Source organism: Pseudomonas sp. 1176_21, assembly GCF_052850635.1.
On the sequence record NZ_VXCV01000007.1, the window covers coordinates 178,673 to 198,688 of the forward strand.

The window sequence follows — 20,016 nt, forward strand, 5'->3', positions numbered from 1 at the left end:
GGTGAACCCGCGCGAACAGGGTAAACTTGCGCCATTGCTGAATTCCCCAGACGGTATTGCCATGACATTCGCCAAACTTGGCCTGATTGAACCCTTGCTGCGCGCGCTCGAGCACCTCAAGTACACCACCCCGACACCGGTGCAGGCGGCGGCCATCCCGGCCGTGCTGGCCGGCCGCGACCTGATGGCGGCGGCGCAGACCGGCACCGGCAAGACTGCCGGCTTCGCCCTGCCACTGCTGCAGCGCCTGGTGATGGAAGGCGAGAAGGTCGCCAGCAACTCGGTACGTGCGCTGGTGCTGGTGCCGACCCGCGAGCTGGCCGAACAGGTGCACGCCAATATCGTCGAGTACGCCGAACACCTGCCGCTGCGCACCTACGCGGTGTACGGCGGGGTGAGCATCAACCCGCAGATGATGAAACTGCGCAAGGGCATCGACCTGCTGGTGGCCACGCCCGGGCGCCTGCTCGACCTGTTCCGCCAGAACGCGGTCAAGTTCAACCAGTTGCAGGCGCTGGTGCTCGATGAAGCCGACCGCATGCTCGACCTGGGCTTTGCCGAAGAGCTGCGCTCGATCTACGCGGCGTTGCCGGTCAAGCGCCAGACGCTGCTGTTTTCCGCAACCTTCTCCGACGAGATCCGCCTGATGGCCGGGCAGATGCTCGACGACCCGCTCAGCGTCGAGGTCAGCCCGCGCAACGTGGCGGCCAGCAGCGTCAAGCAGTGGGTCGTGCCTGTGGACAAGAAGCGCAAGCCCGAGCTGTTCATGCACCTGCTGCGCAAGCAGCGCTGGAAGCAGGTGCTGGTGTTCGCCAAGACCCGCAACGGTGTGGATGCGCTGGTGGAGCGCCTGCAGGCGCAGGGCGTGAACGCCGACGGCATCCATGGCGATCGCCCGCAGGCCACGCGCCAGCGTGCGCTGGACAGCTTCAAGGCGCGCGAGATCCAGATCCTGGTGGCCACCGATGTGGCGGCGCGCGGGCTGGATATCGACGACTTGCCGCTGGTGGTCAACTTCGATTTGCCGATCGTGGCCGAGGACTACATTCACCGTATCGGGCGTACCGGGCGTGCGGGCAATACCGGCGAAGCCATTTCGCTGGTGTGTGCCGACGAGGTGAACATGCTGTCGGCCATCGAGATGCTCACGCGCAAGACCTTGCCGCGCCATGAAGAGCCGGATTTCGTGCCTGAGCACCGGGTGCCGGAAACCGACGCCAGCGGGCAGGTGGTGAAGAAGCCGAAGAAACCGAAGAAGCCCAAGCAGGGCAGCGGCAAGGGCAGCCTGGGGCGCTGGACCGACAGCGGGGATACCCCCGCAGCCGCGCCGCAGGTCAAGCCGGTGCGCAAGGTGCCGACGTTCAATACCGGGCCGCGCAAGCGCAAGCCTTGATTGGGCACGGGCTGCGCGCAGCCCGTTCGCCGGCATGGCCGGCTCCTACAAGGGCTGTGCGTACCTTATAGGCGCCGGCCTCACCGGCGCAGCCACTCCAGCACCCCCAACCCCGCCCTTCGCCCACTGGCAAAGCACGCCGTCAGCAGGTAGCCGCCGGTCGGTGCCTCCCAGTCGAGCATCTCGCCCGCACAGAACACGCCCGGCAACCGGGTCAGCATCAGGTGCCGATCCATCGCCTCGAACTTCACGCCGCCGGCGCTGCTGATCGCCTCGTCCAGCGGGCGCGGTCGTACCAGCGTGATCGGCAACGCCTTGAGCGCTGCCGCCAGGCGCGCCGGGTCGGCAAACACCTCGGGCCCGGTCAGCTCGCGCAGCAGCGCCGCCTTCACCCCGTCCAGGCCCAGCTGACCGTGCAGGTGCCTGGCCATCGAGCGCGAACCACGGGGTTTGCGCAGCGCCGCCTCGATCTTGTCCACAGGCCGGTTCGGCAGCAGGTCGAGCAGCACCGTCGCGCTACCTTCGCGGTTGATCGCTTCACGAATCTGCGCCGACCAGGCATACACCAGGCTGCCCTCGACGCCGCCCTCGGTCAGCACGAACTCGCCCAGGCGCGGCGCCTGGCCGGCCAGGCTCAGGGCGATGTTCTTCAGCGGTGCACCGGCGAACCTGCCCTTGAGCACGTCGCTCCAACCCGTTACCTCGAAGCCGCTGTTGGCTGCCTGCAACGGCGAGATATCCACCCCCCGCGCCTGCAGCCAGGGCAGCCAGGCAGCGTCCGAGCCCAGCCGCGCCCAGCTGCCGCCGCCCAGCGCCAGCACCACGGCATCGGCCTGCACACTCACCTCGCCCTGTGGACAAGTTATCCGCAGGGCGCCGTCGGCTTCCCAGCCGTGCCAGCGATGCCGGGTGTGGATAACTACCCCGGCATCGCGCAGGCGCTTGAGCCAGGCGCGCAGCAGCGGGGCGGCCTTCATGTCGCGCGGAAACACCCGGCCGGATGTCCCCACGAAGGTGTCGATGCCCAGGCCGTGGATCCATGCGCGCAGCGCGTCGGCATCGAAGCCGTCGAGCAGGCGCGCGATGTCGTGTTCGCGTTCTGCATAGCGCGAGATGAACGCGGGGTAGGCTTCGGAATGGGTGATGTTCATGCCGCCCACGCCCGCCAGCAGGAACTTGCGCCCCACCGAGGGCATGGCGTCGTAAAGGTCTACCCGCACACCAGCCTGGCTGAGGACTTCGGCGGCCATCAGCCCGGCCGGCCCGCCTCCGATAATGGCAACGTGGGGGGCGGTGGTTGGGGGAGTATCGGTCATGGGCGGCTGCAGGCTGGGGATAAAAGAGCGGGCATTCTACCCGACACGGCCCCGCCCAGGCACTGTACAAAAAACGATCAGTACGGTGCAGGCCCCGTGCCACAAGGGCCGGATGGGCTTGCGCTCAGGTTATCCACAGGCAGCTCCACAGTCATTGTGGGTAATCGAGTACCCGTTGGGCGCTGTGGTGCAGTATGCCGTGGCGTCGGGCCAGGGCGTGGCGGTCCTTGCTGTAGCCGCCGCCGATCAGGCCAACCACCGGGATATCGCGCCCCAGGCAGTGGCGCAGCACGGCTTCGTCGCGGGCAGCGACGCCTGCGTCGGTCAGTTGCAGGTAGCCCAGCGCATCGTCCTTGTGCACGTCCACGCCGGCGTCGTACAGCACCAGGTCGGGCTGGTACAGCGGCAACAGGTAGTTCAGCGCGTCGTGCACCACCTTCAGGTAGTCGGCGTCGCCCATGCCGCGCGGCAACGGGATGTCCCAGTCGCTCTGGGCCTTGCGTGCCGGAAAGTTCTGTTCGCAGTGCAGCGACACGGTGATCGCGTCCGGGGTGTCGTGCAGGATGCGCGCGGTGCCATCGCCCTGGTGCACGTCGCAGTCGAAGATCAGCACCCGGTGCACGCGCCCGGCTTCGAGCAGGTAGCGGCTGATCACCGCCAGGTCGTTGAAGATGCAGAAGCCGGCCGGGTGATCGTAGTGGGCGTGGTGCGTGCCGCCGGCCAGGTGGCAGGCGATGCCATGCTGCAGGGCCTGTTCGGCGGCCAGCAGCGAGCCGCCGACCGCGCGCACGGTGCGCCGTGCCAGCGCTTCGCTCCAGGGCAGGCCCAGGCGGCGCTGGTCTTCGCGGCTCAGGTCGCCGTTCATGTAGCGCTCGATGTAGCCCGGCTCGTGGGCCAGGGCGAGGATGTCGCTGGGGCAGAGCTCGGGGCGCAGCAAGGCCGCATCGGTGGTCAGGCCGCTGTCGACCAGGTGGTCGCGCAACAGGCGGAACTTGTCCATCGGGAAGCGGTGCCCGGCAGGAAACTCCGGGCTGTAGTCGTCGTGGTAGATCAGGGGCAGGGGCATGGCAGCTTCTAACCGGGGCAGGCCTCGATCTTGCCAGTTGCTGTACAGCCAGCGCCAGCGATCTACACTGCGCGCAGGTTCTCGACAGGGGTGCACCCATGCTGGCTTCCTGGACGTTCTGGGCGATTCTGTCGGCGATATTCGCCGCCTTGACCGCCATATTTGCCAAGGTTGGCGTGACCGGCATCAATTCGGACTTCGCCACCCTGCTGCGCACGGTGGTGGTGCTGGTGAGCCTGGCGCTGATTCTGTTCGCCACCGGCCAGTACCAGTCACTGGGGTCGATCTCGCCGCGCAGCTACCTGTTCCTGCTGCTGTCGGGGCTGGCCACCGGCGCCTCGTGGATCTGCTACTTCCGCGCCCTGCAGCTGGGGCAAGCCTCGCAGGTAGCGCCTGTGGACAAACTCAGCGTGGTGCTGGTGGCGGTGCTCGGCGTTACCCTGCTGGGCGAGCGGCTCGACCTGCGCCAGTGGGGCGGCATCAGCCTGATCACTCTGGGCGTAGTGATGCTGGCATGGCGTTAGCGCGCAGAGGTGTTGCCGGTAACTCCAGCGGTGCCTTCAGCGGTGCCTGCAGCGCGGTGCGGCCGTAGAAGCACAGCGCGGTCGGCAGGCAGGTCAGCCAGACGAAAATCCCCGCCCAGAAGGTGTGCGACATGTAGTGCCAGCCCTGCATCACGCGGGTGGTGCCGTACACCATGCCCAGCAGCACGATGAACCCCAGCAGCTTGCGTGCGTGCGCCCAGCGCCAGCGGCGGGCCACGAAGTACAGCGCCATCAGGGTGAAGCCGCTGGAGGCATGCCCGCCGGGCCAGCAGCGCCCGTCACCGGCCTTGTGCAGCAGGTCGAACTGTTGGTACCACTCCAGGCGCGGATGGGTACCGCCGTAGAATGTGGTCTCTACCGGGCAGTACACCCCTGTGTGGCTCTTGAGGTAGTGAATGATGGCGGTGCACAGTGCGAATGCCACCACCACGAACAGCAGGTCGCGCCGGTGCCGGGTGGTGAAACGCAGCACGCCGGCAATGCGGCTGTGTTGCAGCAGCCGGGTGGCGGCGGCCTGCGGATGGCGGGCGAAAAGCGGCCACACGAAGGACAGCAGGGCGCCGATCAGTGCGGCTTCGCCTGTCCAGTTGGGCAGGATGCGGGGCCACTTGTGGGTCACTTTCTCGAACCAGGCGTCGTGCAGCAGGGTGAACTGGCCGCTGGCCGGGTCGATGAACAACTGGCTGAACCAGCGGTCGAGGCCGGTGAGGTCGATGGCCACGAACACGACCAGTGCCAGCAGCAGGGGCAGGCCCAGGTGGGTGAGGTAGAACGACTGGCGTGGCGACATGCTCATTGCTCCGCCCTGGCCAGCAGCTTGCGCCATTCGGGGGCGTTCATGCGGCCGAGGATTCTCGGTTTGCCGCTGGCGCCCACCGAAACGAATACGGCTTCGGCGTAGGCGCTGGAGCGTTCGCCACCGGGCACGTTCAACTGGCGTTCGAGCTGGTCGATGCAGCCGCTGTGGGTCACCAGCACCAGGTTGCGCTCGGCGGCCTTGCGCGCCAGGGCGTTGTCGGCGAAGCCCTTGTTGCATTGCTGCAGCCAGTCCTCACTGGCTGCCAGCTTGCCGAACATGAAGTGCGCGGTTTGCTGGGTGCGGGTCAGGGGGCTGGCCAGTATGTCGGCATGCTCCAGACCCAGGCGCTGCAGCCCTTCGCCCACCTGCGCCGCAGCCTGGCTGCCCGCCTGGGTGATACCTTGCGGATCATCCAGGCACGGGTTGCGCGAGCGGTCGCAACGCTCGGCATGCCGCACCAGCACGATGACTTCACCTTTGGCCCAGTCGGCATACACACCGCTGTTGCGCATCTGTCTTTCGCTACCCAGGTCCACGATCGCCAACCCTCTGACCAGCCACAGGCTTGAAACGGCCAGTGCAAGCAAGGTGCACAGGCCCAGCAGGAACGTCGCCGAAGGCAGGCGTCGTCGTCGCCCCGGACGGGCTGGGATCAAGGTCTGGTCGAGTACTGCATCGTGCAACATGGGGCCGCTCCGGCTACCGCGAGAATGTCTGCACGGTAAGCAACGGCCTGTGGTGAATCGGTGAAGGCGATGTGAAAGCCTTGTGGGGCAAGGGGCAACAGCACGTTGCAGTTTCAATTCCATGAAGTAATAAGTTGTTACTTTCGGACATAAACTGAAACGCGGCGTAAATAATGTAAATCGGCTTTGAGTGATAATTGCTCGTAAATAGTATTGCGCATCATTTTCTGATGGTGGGCATTACCAATGGCACAACTTTCAATAAAAAGCCGTCGTTCTGAATCCGGTCATCTGTGTACTGCACTGGGGTTGGCGGTAGCCTCCTGGTCGACAGCCAGTATTGCGCAAACTTCCACACCGGCTGCATCGTCCACCGCATCGTCGGTGGAACTCGATGCCACCGATGTGAAGGGCGTGCACCATGAAACGTTCAAGGTCGATAACGCCTCCTCGCCCAAGTTCACCGCCCCGCTGCGCGACACGCCAAAGTCCGTGACCATCATCAATGAAGCGCTGATCAAGGAGCGTGGCGCCACGTCCCTGACCGATGTACTGCGCACCACTCCCGGCATCACCCTGGGCGCGGGCGAGGGTGGCACGCCACTGGGCGACCGCCCGTTCATTCGCGGCTTCGAAGCCAGTACCGATATCCAGATCGACGGCCTGCGCGACCTGGGCCGCGCCTCCCACGAGGCGTTCAACATCGAGACCGTGGAAATCGTCAAGGGGCCGGGCTCGGCCTACAGCGGCCGGGGTTCCACCGGTGGCTCGATCAACCTGGTGAGCAAGGCGGCCAAGGCCGAGGACTTCATTGGCGGCAGCTTTACCCTGGGTACCGACCAGCTGCGTCGCACCACCCTCGATGTCAACCAGTACCTGGGCGAGCAGGACCTGGCGTTTCGTCTCAACGCGATGAAGCACGAGGCCGACACCCCCGGGCGCGACCATGTCGAGGTCAGCCGCTGGGGCATTGCGCCGACGATCACCTGGGGCCTGCAGGGCCCGACCCGGGTCACCGCCAGTTACTACCACCTGCAAACCGACGACATTCCCGATCAGGGCCACCCGGTTTCGTTGATTACCAACAAGCCGGTGAAGGTCGACCGCGACAACTTCTACGGGCTGGTGGATCGAGACTTCCGGAAAACTTCCGCCGACCTTGCCACCTTCAGCATTGAACATGACTTCAATGAACACCTGAGCCTGCGCAATACCCTGCGCGGTGGCCGCACCATGCAGAACTATGTCATGAGCCGTCCGGTGTTCGCCAATGTGGGCCAGGAAGAGAGCGGGCTGGTGTCCCGGGGCTTTCGCCCGCGCAATGTGGTCAACACGTCGCTGGTCAACCAGACCGACCTGTTCGGTACCTTCGACACCGGCACCATCAAGCACACTTACGCAGCCGGTATCGAAGTCAGCCGCGAAACCATCACCGACAAGGACAAGTACCAGGGCAACAACGGACGCCCGGGCGACCTTTACGACCCCAACCCGCACGACGGGGGCTGGACCCTGCTGCCGGGCACCGGCCAGGTCACCAGCAAGTACCAGACCGACACCCGCTCGCTGTATGTGTTCGACACGCTCGGCCTGCATGAGCAGTGGGACCTGAACCTGGGCCTGCGCTACGACGACTACGACGTGAAGAACCGCGTCGCCGGTGGCGCCGAGTCGTCCAGCGAGCTGTGGAACTACCAGGTGGGTATCGTCTTCAAGCCATTGCCCAACGGCAGCATCTACCTGTCCTACGGCACCTCGTCCAACCCGTCGGGCGAAAACACCCAGTCCGGTGGTGCCGATGGTGCCGGTGCCGGCAACCTCAACGGCAACAAGGCCAACCTCGACCCCGAACGCTCGCGCAGCCTGGAGCTGGGCACCAAGTGGGACGTGTTCAACGAGCAGCTGTCGCTGACCGCAGCGGTGTTCCGTACCGAGAAGACCAATGCACGCGTGACCGATCCAGTCTCGGGCCTGGTGGCACTGGATGGCGACCAGCGTGTCACCGGCCTGGAGCTGGGCGCCACCGGACGCATCACCGATGCCTGGGCGGTGTGGGCCGGCTATACCTACCTGGATGCCGAAGTGGTGAAGGCCGGTGGCAACGGCGCCAACGACGGCAACCAGTCCAAGTTCATCGCGCCCAACAGCTTCAGCCTGTGGACCTCGTACGACATCGATGCACGCTGGACAGTCGGCGCTGGCGCCAACTACATGGACGAGCGCTACATGAACGACGCCAATACCATCACCGTCGACGACTACTGGCGCTACGACGCGATGGTCGGCTACAAGGTCAACAAGAACCTCGACCTGCAGCTCAACCTGCTCAACCTGACCGACGAAACCATCTACGACGCCTCGCACGTGGGCCTGTTTGCCACGGTGGCCCCGGGGCGTTCAGCCGAGTTGACTGCCAACTTCCGTTTCTGAGGCTGGGCGCTCGGGCATTGCCTGCCTACGCTGTACACTGCAAGGCAGTGATCACGGAGCAGGCAATGACCCCGATACTTGAACTGGAGAGCGCGCGGCTGCGGCTGCGCCAGTGGCAGGACGACGACCTCGCCGAGTTCGCCGCCCTGTGTGCCGACCCACTGGTGATGCAGTACTTCCCGGCGCCGCTGAGCCGGGTCGAAAGCGCCGCACTGATTGGCCGCATCCGCGGCCATTTTGCCGAGTACGGGTTCGGCCTGTGGGCCCTGGAGCGCCAGGACAGCGGGGCGTTCATCGGCATGACCGGCTTGCTCAATGTGAGCTTCGATGCGCCGTTCACCCCGGCGGTGGAGATCGGCTGGCGCCTGGCGCGGCGCCACTGGGGCCAGGGCTTCGCCAGCGAGGCGGCCTGGACCTGCCTGCGCTGTGCGTTCGCCCAGCTGGGCCTGGACGAAGTGGTGTCGTTCACTACCCAGGGCAATCTGCCGTCGCAGAAGGTGATGCAGGCCATCGGCATGCAGCCCGATCCGCTGGGCGACTTCGAGCACCCGCGCCTCGAGCCCGGCCACCCCTTGCGCCCCCACGTGCTGTACCGGATCAACCGCGCCCAGTGGCAGGCCACCTTGCATGGCTGAATCGCAGAACATACAGGCCGCCAATGACAAACCCTGTATTATTTGCGCCCTGGGCCTTGCTTTGGAGAATCTCGAATGAGCCACGTGTTGGACGATCTGGTCGACCTGTTGAGTCTGGAGGCGATCGAGGAAAACCTGTTCCGCGGACGCAGCCAGGACCTGGGCTTTCGTCAGCTGTACGGGGGCCAGGTACTGGGCCAGTCGCTGTCGGCGGCCAGCCAGACGGTCGAAGAGGCGCGCCACGTGCATTCGTTGCACGGCTATTTTCTGCGTCCGGGCGATGCGTCGATGCCGGTGGTGTATTCGGTGGACCGCGTGCGTGACGGCGGCAGCTTCAGCACCCGCCGGGTGACGGCGATCCAGAAGGGCCAGCCGATCTTCACCTGCAGCGCCTCGTTCCAGTACGACGAGGAAGGCTTCGAGCACCAGGGCCAGATGCCCCAGGTGGTCGGCCCCGAGAACCTGCCGTCGGAAGTGGAACTGGCCGAGCGCATGGCCGATCAGTTGCCCGAGCATATTCGCGACAAGCTGCTGTGCGCCAAGCCCATCGAAGTGCGCCCGGTGACCGAGAAGGACCCCTTCAACCCCAAGCCCGGCGACCCGGTGAAGTACGCGTGGTTTCGTGCCGACGGCAACCTGCCCGACTCCCAGGCGCTGCACAAGTACATGCTGGCATACGCCTCGGACTTCGGCCTGCTGACCACTTCGCTGATGCCCCATGGCAAGTCGGTGTGGCACCGCGACATGCAGCTGGCCAGCCTCGACCATGCGCTGTGGTTTCACGGCAACCTGCGCGCCGATGACTGGCTGCTGTACGCCATGGACAGCCCGTGGGCGGGCAATGCGCGCGGCTTTGCCCGTGGCAGCATCTTCAATCGCGCCGGGCAGCTGGTGGCCTCGTCGTGCCAGGAAGGCCTGATTCGCCATCGCAAGGACTGGGCATGAGCCTGCGCTCGATTCGCCACTGGGTGTTCGACATGGACGGCACCCTGACCGTCGCCGTGCATGACTTTGCGGCCATTCGCGTGGCGCTGGGCATCCCGGCGCAGGACGACATTCTTACCCATCTGGCGGCCCTGCCTGCGGCAGAGGCGGCTGCCAAGCATGCCTGGCTGCTGGAGCACGAGCGCGAACTGGCAGTGGCCTCGCAGGCGGCGCCGGGGGCGGTGGCGCTGGTGCGCGAGCTGGCGGCGCGGGGCTGCCGGCTGGGGATCCTGACGCGCAATGCGCGCGAGCTGGCGCATGTGACGCTGGAGGCGATCGGCCTGGCCGACTGCTTCCCGGTGCAGGACATCATCGGCCGCGACGAGGCCCCGCCCAAGCCGCACCCGGGCGGGCTGCTGCAACTGGCCCAGGCGTGGGACGTGGCACCGGCGCAGATGGTGATGGTCGGTGACTATCGCTTCGATCTGGACTGTGGGCGTGCGGCGGGTGCGCGCACGGTGCTGGTGAATGTGCCGCAGAACCCGTGGCCGCAGCTGGTGGATTGGCATGCGGCTGATTGTGGGGTGTTGCACGGGATGCTGGAGTAGGTCCGTGCTGGCCACTTCGCCGGCCTTGCCGGCGAAGTGGCCCGGATCATCGACCCAGGCCTTCGATCAGAACGCCCAGCGCGTAGTCAGCATCAGGTTGCGCGCTTCGCCATAGTAGGTGGTGTCGAAGTTGCCCAGCCCGGCCAGGTAGCGTTTGTCGAACACGTTGTTGGCGTTGAGCGTGAAGCTCAGGTGGTCGTTGTACTGGTAGCGGCCCATCAGGTCGACCAGGGTGTAGCCACCCTGCTTGATGAAGGTGTAATCCTTCACCGTAGGGCTGTAGATCTGGCCGTAGAACGCGCTCTGCCAGTTCACCCCGCCACCCACCGTGACCTTGTCCAGCGCCCCCGGCAGGCGGTAGGTGGTGAACAGCCGCAGCAGTTGTTCAGGCTTGGTGGTGCTCATCGGCGAGCCGAAGATGCGCTGGTGGTCCTTGTCGCGAGAGCGCGCATAGGTATAGCCGGCCGACAGGTTCCAGCCCTCCTGCAGTTCGCCGGCAATCTCCAGCTCCACGCCCTCGGTGGTTGCGCCGCGGGTAGCCTTGTAGATCCCCTCGTTGGTGTTGGTGGTGCCGGTCTGCACCGCCACGTTGTCCTGCTCGATGCGGAACAGCGCCAGGCTGGCATTGAGCCGACCCTCGAAGTAGGCCGCCTTCAGCCCTGTCTCGTAGCTGTCGCCCTCCACCGGATCCAGCGGGGTGCGGTTTGCGTCCTTGTAGGTCTGTGGCTGGTAGATCGAGGTGTAGCTGGCATACACCGAGTAGGTGTCGTCCAGGTCATACACCACGCCGGCATACGGGGTCACCACACCATGCTGCTTGTAGCCGGCCTGGTTGTCGCTGAAGTACACCGGGTTGAGGCCGTCGTAATCGTAGTTGTCGTTGTACTTGAAGGTGCTGACGCGGGTGCCGAGGATCAGCGACAGGTCGTCGGTGGGGCGCAGGCGGGTGGCGATGTACGCGCCGTTCTGGCGCTTGGTCTGCTCGTACTTGCCGTTTTTCGGGAAGTCCGGCACGCCGATCTTGCCGTTCCATTCGTAGATGTTGCCCGGTGTGCCGCCCAGGCTGGTGTCCCAGGTGGCGCCGGTCTGGCGCGAGTTGGCCGCGTTGAAGCCCATCACCAGGTCGTGCTGGCGGCCCAGCAGGGTGAAGGGGCCGGACAGGTTGATGTCGGCGGTGTTCTGCACCCGGTGACCTTCCCAGCGGCCCCAGAACATGAACATGCCTTCGCCCGTGGCACGGTCGGGATTGCCGCCGCTGGCCGAGGCAAGGCGCGTGTCGTGGTCGCTCTGCAGCTGGTTGACGCTGAGCTTCAGGCTCCAGTCGTTGGCCAGCGCCTGCTCCAGCGAGGCGAAGTAGGTGCGGTTCTGGAAGTCGCGACGGCTCCAGTCGGCCCCCGGGTTGAACCGGCGCGAAAAGTCGGTGCGTCCGCCATCGGCGAAGTACACCGGGTTGCCGGTCCAGGAGGTGCCGCGCGGGGTGGTGGTCTGCTGGTCGATACCCACGCTCAGCAGGGTGTCGGGGGTGACGTCGACTTCGAGGATGCCGTAGTACACCTCTTTCTTCTGCTGGTAGTGGTCCTGGTAGCCCTTCCTGTCCTGCTGCGCGCCGACGAAGCGCCCGCGCACGCTGCCGCTGTCGTTCAACGGGCCGGAAACATCGCCTTCGCCACGGTAGTCGTCCCAGCTGCCGGCGCTGCCCGACAGCGAGGCCTGGAACTGCGCGGTGGGTTTCTTGCGGATCAGGTTGACGGTGGCCGAAGGGTCGCCGGAGCCGGTCATCAGGCCGGTGGCCCCCTTGAGCACTTCGACGTGGTCGTAGATCGCCATGTCGACATGCGCGGTGCCTTCATCGTACACACCGTCGTAGATGGTGTTGACGCCGTCGTACTGGAAGTTGGTGATGGCCAGGCCACGGCTGGAGAATTCGGTACGGTCGCTGTCGTAGGCCTGGGCGGAGACGCCGGGGGTGTTGCGCAGCACGTCGGTGATGCTCTGCGCGCCCTGGTCATCCATCTGCTGGCGGGTGACCACGGTGACCGATTGCGGGGTTTCGCGGATCGACAGCGGCAGCTTGGTGGCGGTGCGGGTGGCGGCGGTGGTGTAGGCGCCGGTGTTCTCGGTGGTCTCGCCAAGGGTATTGCTTTCGATGCTGGTGGCCCCCAGCTCGACGGCGCCGCCGTTGCCGGCTGGCACCAGCACGTAGCCGCCATTGGACTGGCGCTGGGCCTGCAGGCCGCTGCCCGCCAGCAGTCGCGCCAGGCCTTCATCGATGCTGTAGCTGCCCTGCAGGCCCGCCGATTGCAGGCCCTGGGTTTGCCGCGCATCGAACGACAGGGTGATGCTGGCGCGGGTGGCGAACAGGCTCAGCGCGGTGCCCAGCGGGCCTGCGGCGATCTGGAAGTGGGTGCTTGCGCTTTGTGCCAGGGCGTTTGACGGCAGCACCGCCAGCAATGGCAACGGTGCCAGCGGCAGGCTGAACAGGGCCAGGTGGACGGCGCGTAGCAGAGGGCGAGGCGCTCGCGGGCAAGGGGCGGACATGCAGGTTTTCCTTCGATTGGCTGGGCAGGGGCGCGGCTTTTTTTTCCGCTTTAACTGCGTAGCCGAATGAGAATGAAAATCGGCAACCCGGTTTTCGATGTTTTTTCAGACCGGCTCGACGCTCACCCAGTACCGGGTGAGGTAGCGCACCTTGACCGGCAGCGAGGTGCCCAGGTTCTGCAGGACGGTGTCGGTATCGTCAATGCGAAAGGCGCCGGACAGGCGCAGGTCGGCAATACGCTCATCGCAGCGCAGCAGGCCGGGACGGTAGCGGCGCAGCTCGCTGATGAAGTCAGCCAGGCGCCACTCGATCACGGTCAGCATGCCGTCGGTCCAGGCACCGGTACCGGGGGCCGCGCTACCGACCGCTCCGAGCTGATGCGCGTCGAAGCTCACGCTTTGCCCGCTGTCCAGGCGCAGCACTTGCCCGGGCTGATCGGCGGGGCGGACCTCCACGGCGTGCTCCAGTACGCTGACCCGGCTCAGGCCGCCCTCGCTGTGCACGCTGAATCGGGTGCCCAGGGCGCGGATGCGGCCTTCCGGGGTTTGCACCAGGAAGGGCCGGCCTGCGGCGTCGGCGGCGGTTTGCACCATGATTTCGCCGCTGTACAGGCGCAGCAGGCGCTGCTGGCCGTCGAATTCGATATCCAGCGCGGTGTCGGTGTTGAGTTCCAGTTGACTGCCATCGGCCAGTGTCACGTGGCGGCGCTGGCCCTTGCCGGTACGCAGCCCGGCCATCAGCTCGCGGCCCGTGTCGCTTTCGCGCACGGCCCAGCCGGTGATGCCCACGCCCATCAGCAGGGCCAGGGTCTTGAGCACGGCGCGGCGTCGCGCGCGTACGCCGGCCAGGGTCGGCAGGGCCACGTCGGCGGGCAGGCGGCCAAGCTGGCGCTGCAGTTTTTCCACCCGCGCCCAGGCCTGGGCATGGGCCTGGCTCTTGCCCAGCCAGTCCCGCCAGGCCTGCACCTGGGCCTCGCTGGGCGGCGCGGCGTTGAGCTTGACGTACCAGCTGGCCGCCGCCTCCAGGGTTGAGTAGTCCAGGGGCTGGGCCATGTCAGTCGTCCGTCAGCAGCAGGCAGTGGGTCATGGCGCGGATCATGTGTTTTTTCACCGTGGTCACCGACACGCCCATGCGCTCGGCGGTGGCCACGTAGCTCAGGCCCTCGAGCTGCACCGCCAGGAAGATCTGCCGGGTGCGTTCGCCCATGCCGTCGAGCAGGGTATCGACGGCCACCAGGGTTTCGAGAATCAGCAGGCGCGTTTCGGGCGACTCGACGACGCGCTCCGGGCGGGTGGCCAGCTCGGCGAGGTAGGCCTGTTCCAGGGCCTTGCGGCGAAACTTGTCGACCATCAGCGCATGGGCGATGGCACCCAGGTAGCTGCGCGGTTCACGAATGGTCTGGGCATTGCGTGCAGTCAGCACCCGGATGAAGGTGTCCTGGGCAAGATCTGCGGCATCGCTGGCGTTGCCCAGGCGCGCGCGCAGCCAGCTTTTCAACCAACCGTTGTGTTCGCTGTAGAGCGCGTGCAGGGCAGCGTGATCGGGTGCGGGCATGGCGCGGAGGATACTGAGTAATTGATAATTAGTCGCATTATTGTGGTTTGCCGGCGGATTGTGCAAGTGCTGGTGCTTGACCTGCGTCAGGCACGGGCGAAGACTGGTTGACCCTTTACAGACACGAGCGAGGCGCTTCCCATGAGCCACAAGGCCATTTACGTTCAACCCGGCGGCGGATATGACAAGGTGCAGGTGGGCACGTGCGAAGCGCCGGCGCCGCAGGCGGGCGAGATCACCGTGCGCCTGCGTGCCAACTCGCTCAACTACCACGACTTTGCCGTGGTCAGCGGCATGTGGGGGCCTGCCGAGCCGCGCATTCCGATGGCCGATGGTGCCGGTGAAGTGGTGGCCGTGGGCGCCGGGGTGAGCGAGTTCGCTGTCGGTGATGCGGTGGTCAGCACCTTCTTCCCCGACTGGCTGGATGGCGCGCCGCTGATCGAAGGCTTTGCCACGGTGCCGGGCGATGGCATCGACGGCTATGCCCGCGAGCAGGTGACGGCCCGTGCCACTTCGTTTACCCATGCGCCCAAAGGTTGGAGCCATGCCGAAGCGGCCACGCTGACCACTGCGGGCTTGACCGCCTGGCGTGCGCTGATGGCCGACGACGCACTCAAACCAGGCGACACGGTGCTGGTGCAGGGCACCGGTGGGGTATCGATCTTCGCCTTGCAGTTCGCCAAGCTGGCGGGCGCCACGGTGATCGCCACCTCCTCCAGCGACGCCAAGCTCGAACGCCTCAAGGCCCTGGGCGCCGACCACCTGATCAACTACCGCACCACCCCGGCCTGGGGCGAGCAGGTGCGCAGCCTGACCCACAATCGTGGTGTGGACCATGTGATCGAAGTGGGCGGCCCGGCCACGCTGGAGCAATCGATGATTGCCGCGCGCATTGGCGGGCACATCTCGTTGATCGGTATCCTCACCGGCGTGGCGGGGCAGTTGCCGCTGGTGCAGGCGCTGGTGCGCCAGTTGCGCCTGCAGGGGGTACTGGTAGGTAGCCGTGCCCAGCAGCAGGCCATGGTGCGCGCCATCGACGCCAACGGCCTTCGCCCGGTGATCGACAAGCACTTTGGCCTGGAGCAGATCGCCGATGCGTTCCGCTATCAGGAAACCAACCAGCATTTCGGCAAGATCGTGCTGGATATCTGAGGCACGCCCCGACACGACAAAGCCCGCTTCTGGCGGGCTTTGTCGTGTCGGGCGGTTGAGGTCAGAAGTCGTAGCGCACGTTGGCGGTGAAGGTGTCGGCATCGAAGCCGCTGCTGGTCAGGTAGTTGTACGACCCGCCCACGCTCCAGGCACCGACGCGGTAGGTTGCGCCCAGGCCCAGCTCGTAGCTGTCGCGGGCCGGGGTGGCGCCGCGGGTGGTGAATGGCGTGCCACCCAGCACGAAGGTGGAGGTGGTGCCGGCCTTGTCGCCGATGAAGTCATGCCAGGCCATCAGCTTGGCTTCCGGCTCCAGGCTACCCACGCCCAGGTCGAAGGCGGCTGCCAGGCGTGCGCCCAGGCCCATCTCGCCGATTTCGTAACGCTGGCTGCCGACGTTGAGCGCCGCCGAGCTGCCTTTTTCACGGTACGAGTCGATCGAGACATCGGCGTAGCGCGCACCGATCTGCGGCTCGAGCACTACCTGGCGGTCGAGCTGGAAGGTGTAGCCGGCCAGCGCGTTGACGCCGAAGATCTCGCTGTCGTAGTCGGCCTTGGCGCGGCTGCCGGCGATGTAGCGTTTGGACTCGTTGTCGTTCCAGCCGTACATCACCGAAGCGTCGACGAAGTAGCTGTCGAGGGTCCAGTTGCCGTACAAGGTCAGGGCATGGCCGCTGACATCGGTCTTGTTGCCCCGGTCGGATTTGACGTCGCTGGTCAGGTAGCTGTACGCCAGGCCCACGGTGGTATCGGGGTCGAGCTTGCCGTCGGCACCCACGGCGATGCCGTTGGTGTTGGCATCGTAACCGTCGATACCGTGGCGACGATCCTGATCGGCATCGCTGGACAGTGCCTGTACCCATACGCCAGTGCCCGACAGGCCTTCACCGGACGACAGGCCGTTGCGGGCATTGCTGGAGCGGCGGGTGACGGCGTTGCCCACCAGGGTCTGGCTGCTGGTGGCGGCATTGATCACGCCGCGGCTGACATCCGGGGTCAGGGTTTCGGCGAGACTGGCCAGTTGCGCATCGCTGCTGGCGTTGGCGAAGGCCTGGAATACCGGATCGCTTTCGCTGAGCTGGCCCATCACGGTGTTCTTGAACGGTTGTATGGCATTGACTGCATTGCGCGAAGCACGGGCGCCGAGCAGGGTCTGCTCGATCGCTTCATCGCTGCGGGTTGCGACCAGCGCCTTCACATCCTGGCCCTCGATGCCGAAGTTTTTCACTTCGAGCAGCGCCGAGGACGAGACCACCGACAGGTTCTGCGCCTCTTCCCAGGTGCCGGAGTTCAGCAGGGTGTAGCGGGTGCCCTGGGCCGGGGTGCGGAAGTCGTCGGAGCGGGCTTGCAGCTCGATCTGGCTACCTGCGGAGAAGTAGGTGTTGCCGGTCACCTTGAGAATCGGTGAATCGGGCAGGGTCGTGTTGTCCAGCAGCAGACGCAGGCGTGCGGTGTCGCTGTCGAGGTCGAGATCGCCGTCCAGCGTGGTGTGCGGCGCCAGCAGGGTCAGGGTGCCACCGTCGATGTCCACGTAGCCGGCACGGATGGTCGAACCGCCGAAAGCCACGTCGCCTTTGACCAGCACGCCACTCAGCCCCAGCAGATCGCCTTTTACCTGGCCGCCGGACCAGTAGAAGTACGACTGCGCGTTGCTGTCTTCGGCCAGAATCGCCGCAGTGCCGCCTTCGAGCAGGCCGGCGGTCTGGGTGATCGAAAACAGGTTGCTGCCGCTCAGGTTGACCAGATGGATGCCGATGCCATCTGCCGAAATGGTGCCGCTGTTGTTGATGTTGCTTTTGTAGGGCGGGGTGATGGACCCGCTGAAGACGGCATTCTCGACTTCGATACCGGCCGAGTCGGCGCCACGCGCGGTGATGGTGCCGCTGTTGATGATGCTCGACTGGGTGGAGGTGATCATCATGCCGTTGGCGTTCTGGCCCGTCACGGCAATGCTGCCGCTGTTGATCACATCACCGGAAATCTTGGCCAGGTACAGGTCCAGGCCCATGGCGCCTTCGCCGGTCACGTTGATGCTGCCCTGGTTGACCAGGTTGCCGCCGATGCTGGAATCGAGGGTGAGGGAAATGGCCGAGGGAATATCGGTGGCACTCGCCGCGCTGAGGTTGATCGCGCCGCTGTTGGTCAGGTTGCCCAGCACAGTGACATCGATCAGCTCGACGCCGGCGTTCTGCGATGTGCCGCTGAAGGTGGCGCTGCTGAAGGTATCGCCGGTATTGCTGTAGGCACCGGAGCTGAGGTCGTGATTCAAGTCGATAGCGGGAGAGGCATTGGCCGTGGCTGTAGCCGCGGCAATGGAAAGCGCCAGCAGTGAGCGGCGCAGCGATGCAGTATTCAAGAGGGTGTCCCTTCCAGGGTCGGAAACCGACGCGGGACAACCAGCGCATGCTGCGTCTGTATCGGCCATCCCTGCCGGCTTGTCAGTGAGTGCTGAATCAAGCGCTGGGTACTGTACAGGATGGTTGTAGGACAATTCTGCAGCGAAAGCCGGTTAGGCTGCTTTTCACGAAAAAAATGTGAATCAGCCGACATCTGTAGGGAAAACAGGCAGATTGGCGGGAATTTAATGGGTCGTGTGGGGTCGACCGGTGTCGTCCTGGCGAAAGCCAGGACGTCTTGCAACCGCAATCAGGCGAAGCTGATGTTGATGCGCTGCTGGCCGTAAACGACTTTGGCGGCAGAGATCAGCTGGTGCGGGCTGCTAGTTCGGTTGCCAAGCATATCGGCCTGGCATTGGATTTCGAGAGGGCAGGTTCGATGCAATTTGTGACGCGCCGATCAGCGCGTCACTGTGCATTGCTCAAGCCTGGGCCAGGCGGCCGACGCGTAGCCAGCCAAGCACGACCGCGCCAATCAGCAGGAAGCCCAGGTAGCCGAACAGCGGGTAGACCTGACCCACCAGGCTGACGAACCCGACCAGGCTGCCAACGAACGCCAGGGCGCCGGCGGCCGCCGAGCCGATGCGGAACGTGCGGGTGCCCGCTGGCAGCAATCGCGCCGAAAAGGAGTACAGGGTGCCAACGGCGGTGTTGAGGATCATCAGGAAAATGACCACGGCCATCACCAGGCCAAGCACCGGTGAAATCTCGGTGGCGATGGACAGCATGGGCATGGGCAGGTCGGCCACGCTGTCCAGGCGCGACAACAGCCCCAGGCTCATCACCAGCATCAGCACCCCCAGCAACGCGCCGCCGAAGATGCCACCCCAGATGGCGTGCTTCTCGGTCTTTGCGGTGCCGCCCATGATCGACAGAAAGGGCACCCCGGCCACGATGTTGTAGGACACGTACAACAGCGCCCCCAGCAGCCAATGGCTGGCGCCGGCGTCCTGATGGCTGGCCAGTTGATCGAGCTCGCCGAAACTCAGGCCTCGGGTGGCCACACCATACAGGGCCACCGCTACTGCCGTGAGAATCAACAGCGGGGTGGCGGCGCCGATCATGCCAATCACCTTCTGCACATCCAGGCACACGATGGCGACCACGATCACGGTTACCGCCAGGCTGCCGAACAGGGCCGGGATGCCGAACTGCTGCTCCAGCAGGGCACCGCCACCGGCCAGCATGACCACGGTCACCGCAAACATGAAAAAGGTGATCATCAGGTCGACGAAGGCGCCCAGGTAGCGTCCGCACAGGGCGTTCACCACGTCTTTATGGGAGCTGGCCCGCAGGCGGCTGCCCATGCCTGCCAATGCCATGCCGAGAAAGATGAACAGTGAGGCGCTGACCACTGCCCCGAGCAATCCCCATACGCCGAAATCGACGAACATCAGCAGCAGTTCCCGACCGGAAGCGAACCCGGCGCCGACAATCACACCGACGAACGCGCCGGCTATTTTCAGGCTCTCTTTCATGACGATTTCCCTCGAATTATTGTTGTTAGGGCTTATGGGGCGGGCCACTTTCCGTGGCCATGCCGGGGCATCGCAGTGGCAGGCGGCAAGGGTGTGCTAGCGGGCGCCGACCCAGGCCTGGACTTCGATCTCTACGTCGACCCCCAGTGCCAGCTGGCTGCCGCCGACCGTGGAGCGCACCGGAAAACCATTGTCGAAGTAGCGCTTGTACACCTCGTTGAAACCGGCGAAATGTTGCATGTCGGTCAGCCAGACCGTGGCCTTGACCACCTGATCGAACCCCACACCGCACTCGGTCAGGGTTTCGCCGATACGGCTCATGACCGCCTCGGTTTGCTCGCGGATATCCCCGAGCACCACGTTGCCCTGTGGGTCCATTGGTACCTGCCCCGAGAGAAACAGGAAATCGCCGACACGGATGGCCTTGGAGAACGGGTAGGGCAGATGGCTGGGGTAACGCTGCAGTTGTTCGGACATGGCATTGAACCTCGTGGGTGA

At 65.3% G+C, this 20,016-nt stretch carries 17 protein-coding genes; 7 read left to right on the top strand and 10 right to left on the bottom strand.

From position 1 onward, the window contains the following. The first annotated feature begins 61 nt into the window (after positions 1 to 61). A complete protein-coding gene (locus FW760_RS17940; RefSeq protein WP_054916356.1) occupies positions 62 to 1,393 on the top strand; it encodes a DEAD/DEAH box helicase in 1,332 nt (443 codons plus the stop codon). Between the two features lie 80 nt (positions 1,394 to 1,473). Here the strand turns inward: FW760_RS17940 and FW760_RS17945 are convergent, their stop codons facing one another. Together FW760_RS17945 and FW760_RS17950 are read right to left on the bottom strand one after the other, a co-directional pair. Further along, positions 1,474 to 2,709: a TIGR03862 family flavoprotein gene (locus FW760_RS17945; protein ID WP_446443907.1), complete on the bottom strand. Its 1,236-nt coding sequence runs from the start codon at positions 2,707 to 2,709 to the stop codon at positions 1,474 to 1,476. Between the two features lie 151 nt (positions 2,710 to 2,860). After that, positions 2,861 to 3,775 carry a histone deacetylase family protein gene (locus FW760_RS17950; protein ID WP_043863864.1) on the bottom strand — a complete coding sequence of 305 codons (915 nt, stop codon included), beginning with the start codon at positions 3,773 to 3,775 and terminating at the stop codon, positions 2,861 to 2,863. Positions 3,776 to 3,873: 98 nt separating this feature from the next. Here FW760_RS17950 and FW760_RS17955 point away from each other — a divergent pair, with 98 nt between their 5' ends. Next, on the top strand, positions 3,874 to 4,299 hold the full coding sequence (locus tag FW760_RS17955; RefSeq protein WP_043863863.1) for an EamA family transporter: 426 nt from the start codon (positions 3,874 to 3,876) through the stop codon (positions 4,297 to 4,299). Here FW760_RS17955 and FW760_RS17960 read toward each other — a convergent pair. Then, positions 4,265 to 5,110: a phosphatase PAP2 family protein gene (locus tag FW760_RS17960; RefSeq protein WP_446443908.1), complete on the bottom strand. Its 846-nt coding sequence runs from the start codon at positions 5,108 to 5,110 to the stop codon at positions 4,265 to 4,267. The genes FW760_RS17955 and FW760_RS17960 overlap by 35 nt on opposite strands. Positions 5,111 to 5,112: 2 nt before the next feature. Then, a complete protein-coding gene (pmrG, locus tag FW760_RS17965) occupies positions 5,113 to 5,805 on the bottom strand; it encodes a lipopolysaccharide core heptose(II)-phosphate phosphatase PmrG (RefSeq protein WP_081315119.1) in 693 nt (230 codons plus the stop codon). 246 nt (positions 5,806 to 6,051) lie between these two features. Here pmrG and FW760_RS17970 point away from each other — a divergent pair, with 246 nt between their 5' ends. The 4 genes from FW760_RS17970 to FW760_RS17985 all read left to right on the top strand — a co-directional run bounded on the left by FW760_RS17970 (position 6,052) and on the right by FW760_RS17985 (position 10,402). Next, a complete protein-coding gene (locus FW760_RS17970) occupies positions 6,052 to 8,235 on the top strand; it encodes a TonB-dependent receptor (protein ID WP_446443909.1) in 2,184 nt (727 codons plus the stop codon). A gap of 65 nt (positions 8,236 to 8,300) precedes the next feature. Next, positions 8,301 to 8,870, top strand: a complete 570-nt coding sequence (locus FW760_RS17975) for a GNAT family N-acetyltransferase (protein ID WP_043863860.1) — start codon at positions 8,301 to 8,303, stop codon at positions 8,868 to 8,870. A gap of 75 nt (positions 8,871 to 8,945) precedes the next feature. Beyond that, positions 8,946 to 9,815: an acyl-CoA thioesterase II gene (tesB, locus tag FW760_RS17980; protein ID WP_043863859.1), complete on the top strand. Its 870-nt coding sequence runs from the start codon at positions 8,946 to 8,948 to the stop codon at positions 9,813 to 9,815. Next, on the top strand, positions 9,812 to 10,402 hold the full coding sequence (locus tag FW760_RS17985) for an HAD family hydrolase (protein WP_043863858.1): 591 nt from the start codon (positions 9,812 to 9,814) through the stop codon (positions 10,400 to 10,402). The genes tesB and FW760_RS17985 overlap by 4 nt, the downstream gene beginning before the upstream one ends. A 66-nt stretch (positions 10,403 to 10,468) precedes the next feature. Here FW760_RS17985 and FW760_RS17990 read toward each other — a convergent pair whose 3' ends face one another. The 3 genes from FW760_RS17990 to FW760_RS18000 form a co-directional block, all read right to left on the bottom strand. Continuing rightward, positions 10,469 to 12,940, bottom strand: coding sequence for a TonB-dependent siderophore receptor (locus FW760_RS17990; protein WP_415378443.1), 2,472 nt, complete (start codon positions 12,938 to 12,940; stop codon positions 10,469 to 10,471). A gap of 105 nt (positions 12,941 to 13,045) precedes the next feature. After that, positions 13,046 to 13,993: a FecR domain-containing protein gene (locus tag FW760_RS17995; protein WP_229590280.1), complete on the bottom strand. Its 948-nt coding sequence runs from the start codon at positions 13,991 to 13,993 to the stop codon at positions 13,046 to 13,048. A gap of 1 nt (position 13,994) precedes the next feature. Beyond that, positions 13,995 to 14,495 (bottom strand): sigma-70 family RNA polymerase sigma factor, encoded by a 501-nt coding sequence (locus FW760_RS18000; protein ID WP_043863856.1) that lies wholly within the window; start codon positions 14,493 to 14,495, stop codon positions 13,995 to 13,997. 141 nt (positions 14,496 to 14,636) lie between these two features. On the opposite strand from FW760_RS18000, the gene FW760_RS18005 reads away from it, so the two are divergent. Beyond that, positions 14,637 to 15,647, top strand: a complete 1,011-nt coding sequence (locus FW760_RS18005; RefSeq protein WP_043863855.1) for a zinc-dependent alcohol dehydrogenase family protein — start codon at positions 14,637 to 14,639, stop codon at positions 15,645 to 15,647. Between the two features lie 61 nt (positions 15,648 to 15,708). Here FW760_RS18005 and FW760_RS18010 read toward each other — a convergent pair whose 3' ends face one another. The 3 genes from FW760_RS18010 to FW760_RS18020 form a co-directional block, all read right to left on the bottom strand. Further along, positions 15,709 to 18,000: an autotransporter domain-containing protein gene (locus FW760_RS18010; protein WP_446443910.1), complete on the bottom strand. Its 2,292-nt coding sequence runs from the start codon at positions 17,998 to 18,000 to the stop codon at positions 15,709 to 15,711. A 462-nt stretch (positions 18,001 to 18,462) separates the two neighbouring features. Then, positions 18,463 to 19,518 (bottom strand): hypothetical protein, encoded by a 1,056-nt coding sequence (locus tag FW760_RS18015; protein ID WP_116052287.1) that lies wholly within the window; start codon positions 19,516 to 19,518, stop codon positions 18,463 to 18,465. A 96-nt stretch (positions 19,519 to 19,614) separates the two neighbouring features. Next, positions 19,615 to 19,995, bottom strand: coding sequence for a RidA family protein (locus tag FW760_RS18020; RefSeq protein WP_058540570.1), 381 nt, complete (start codon positions 19,993 to 19,995; stop codon positions 19,615 to 19,617). Between the last annotated feature and the right edge of the window lie 21 nt (positions 19,996 to 20,016).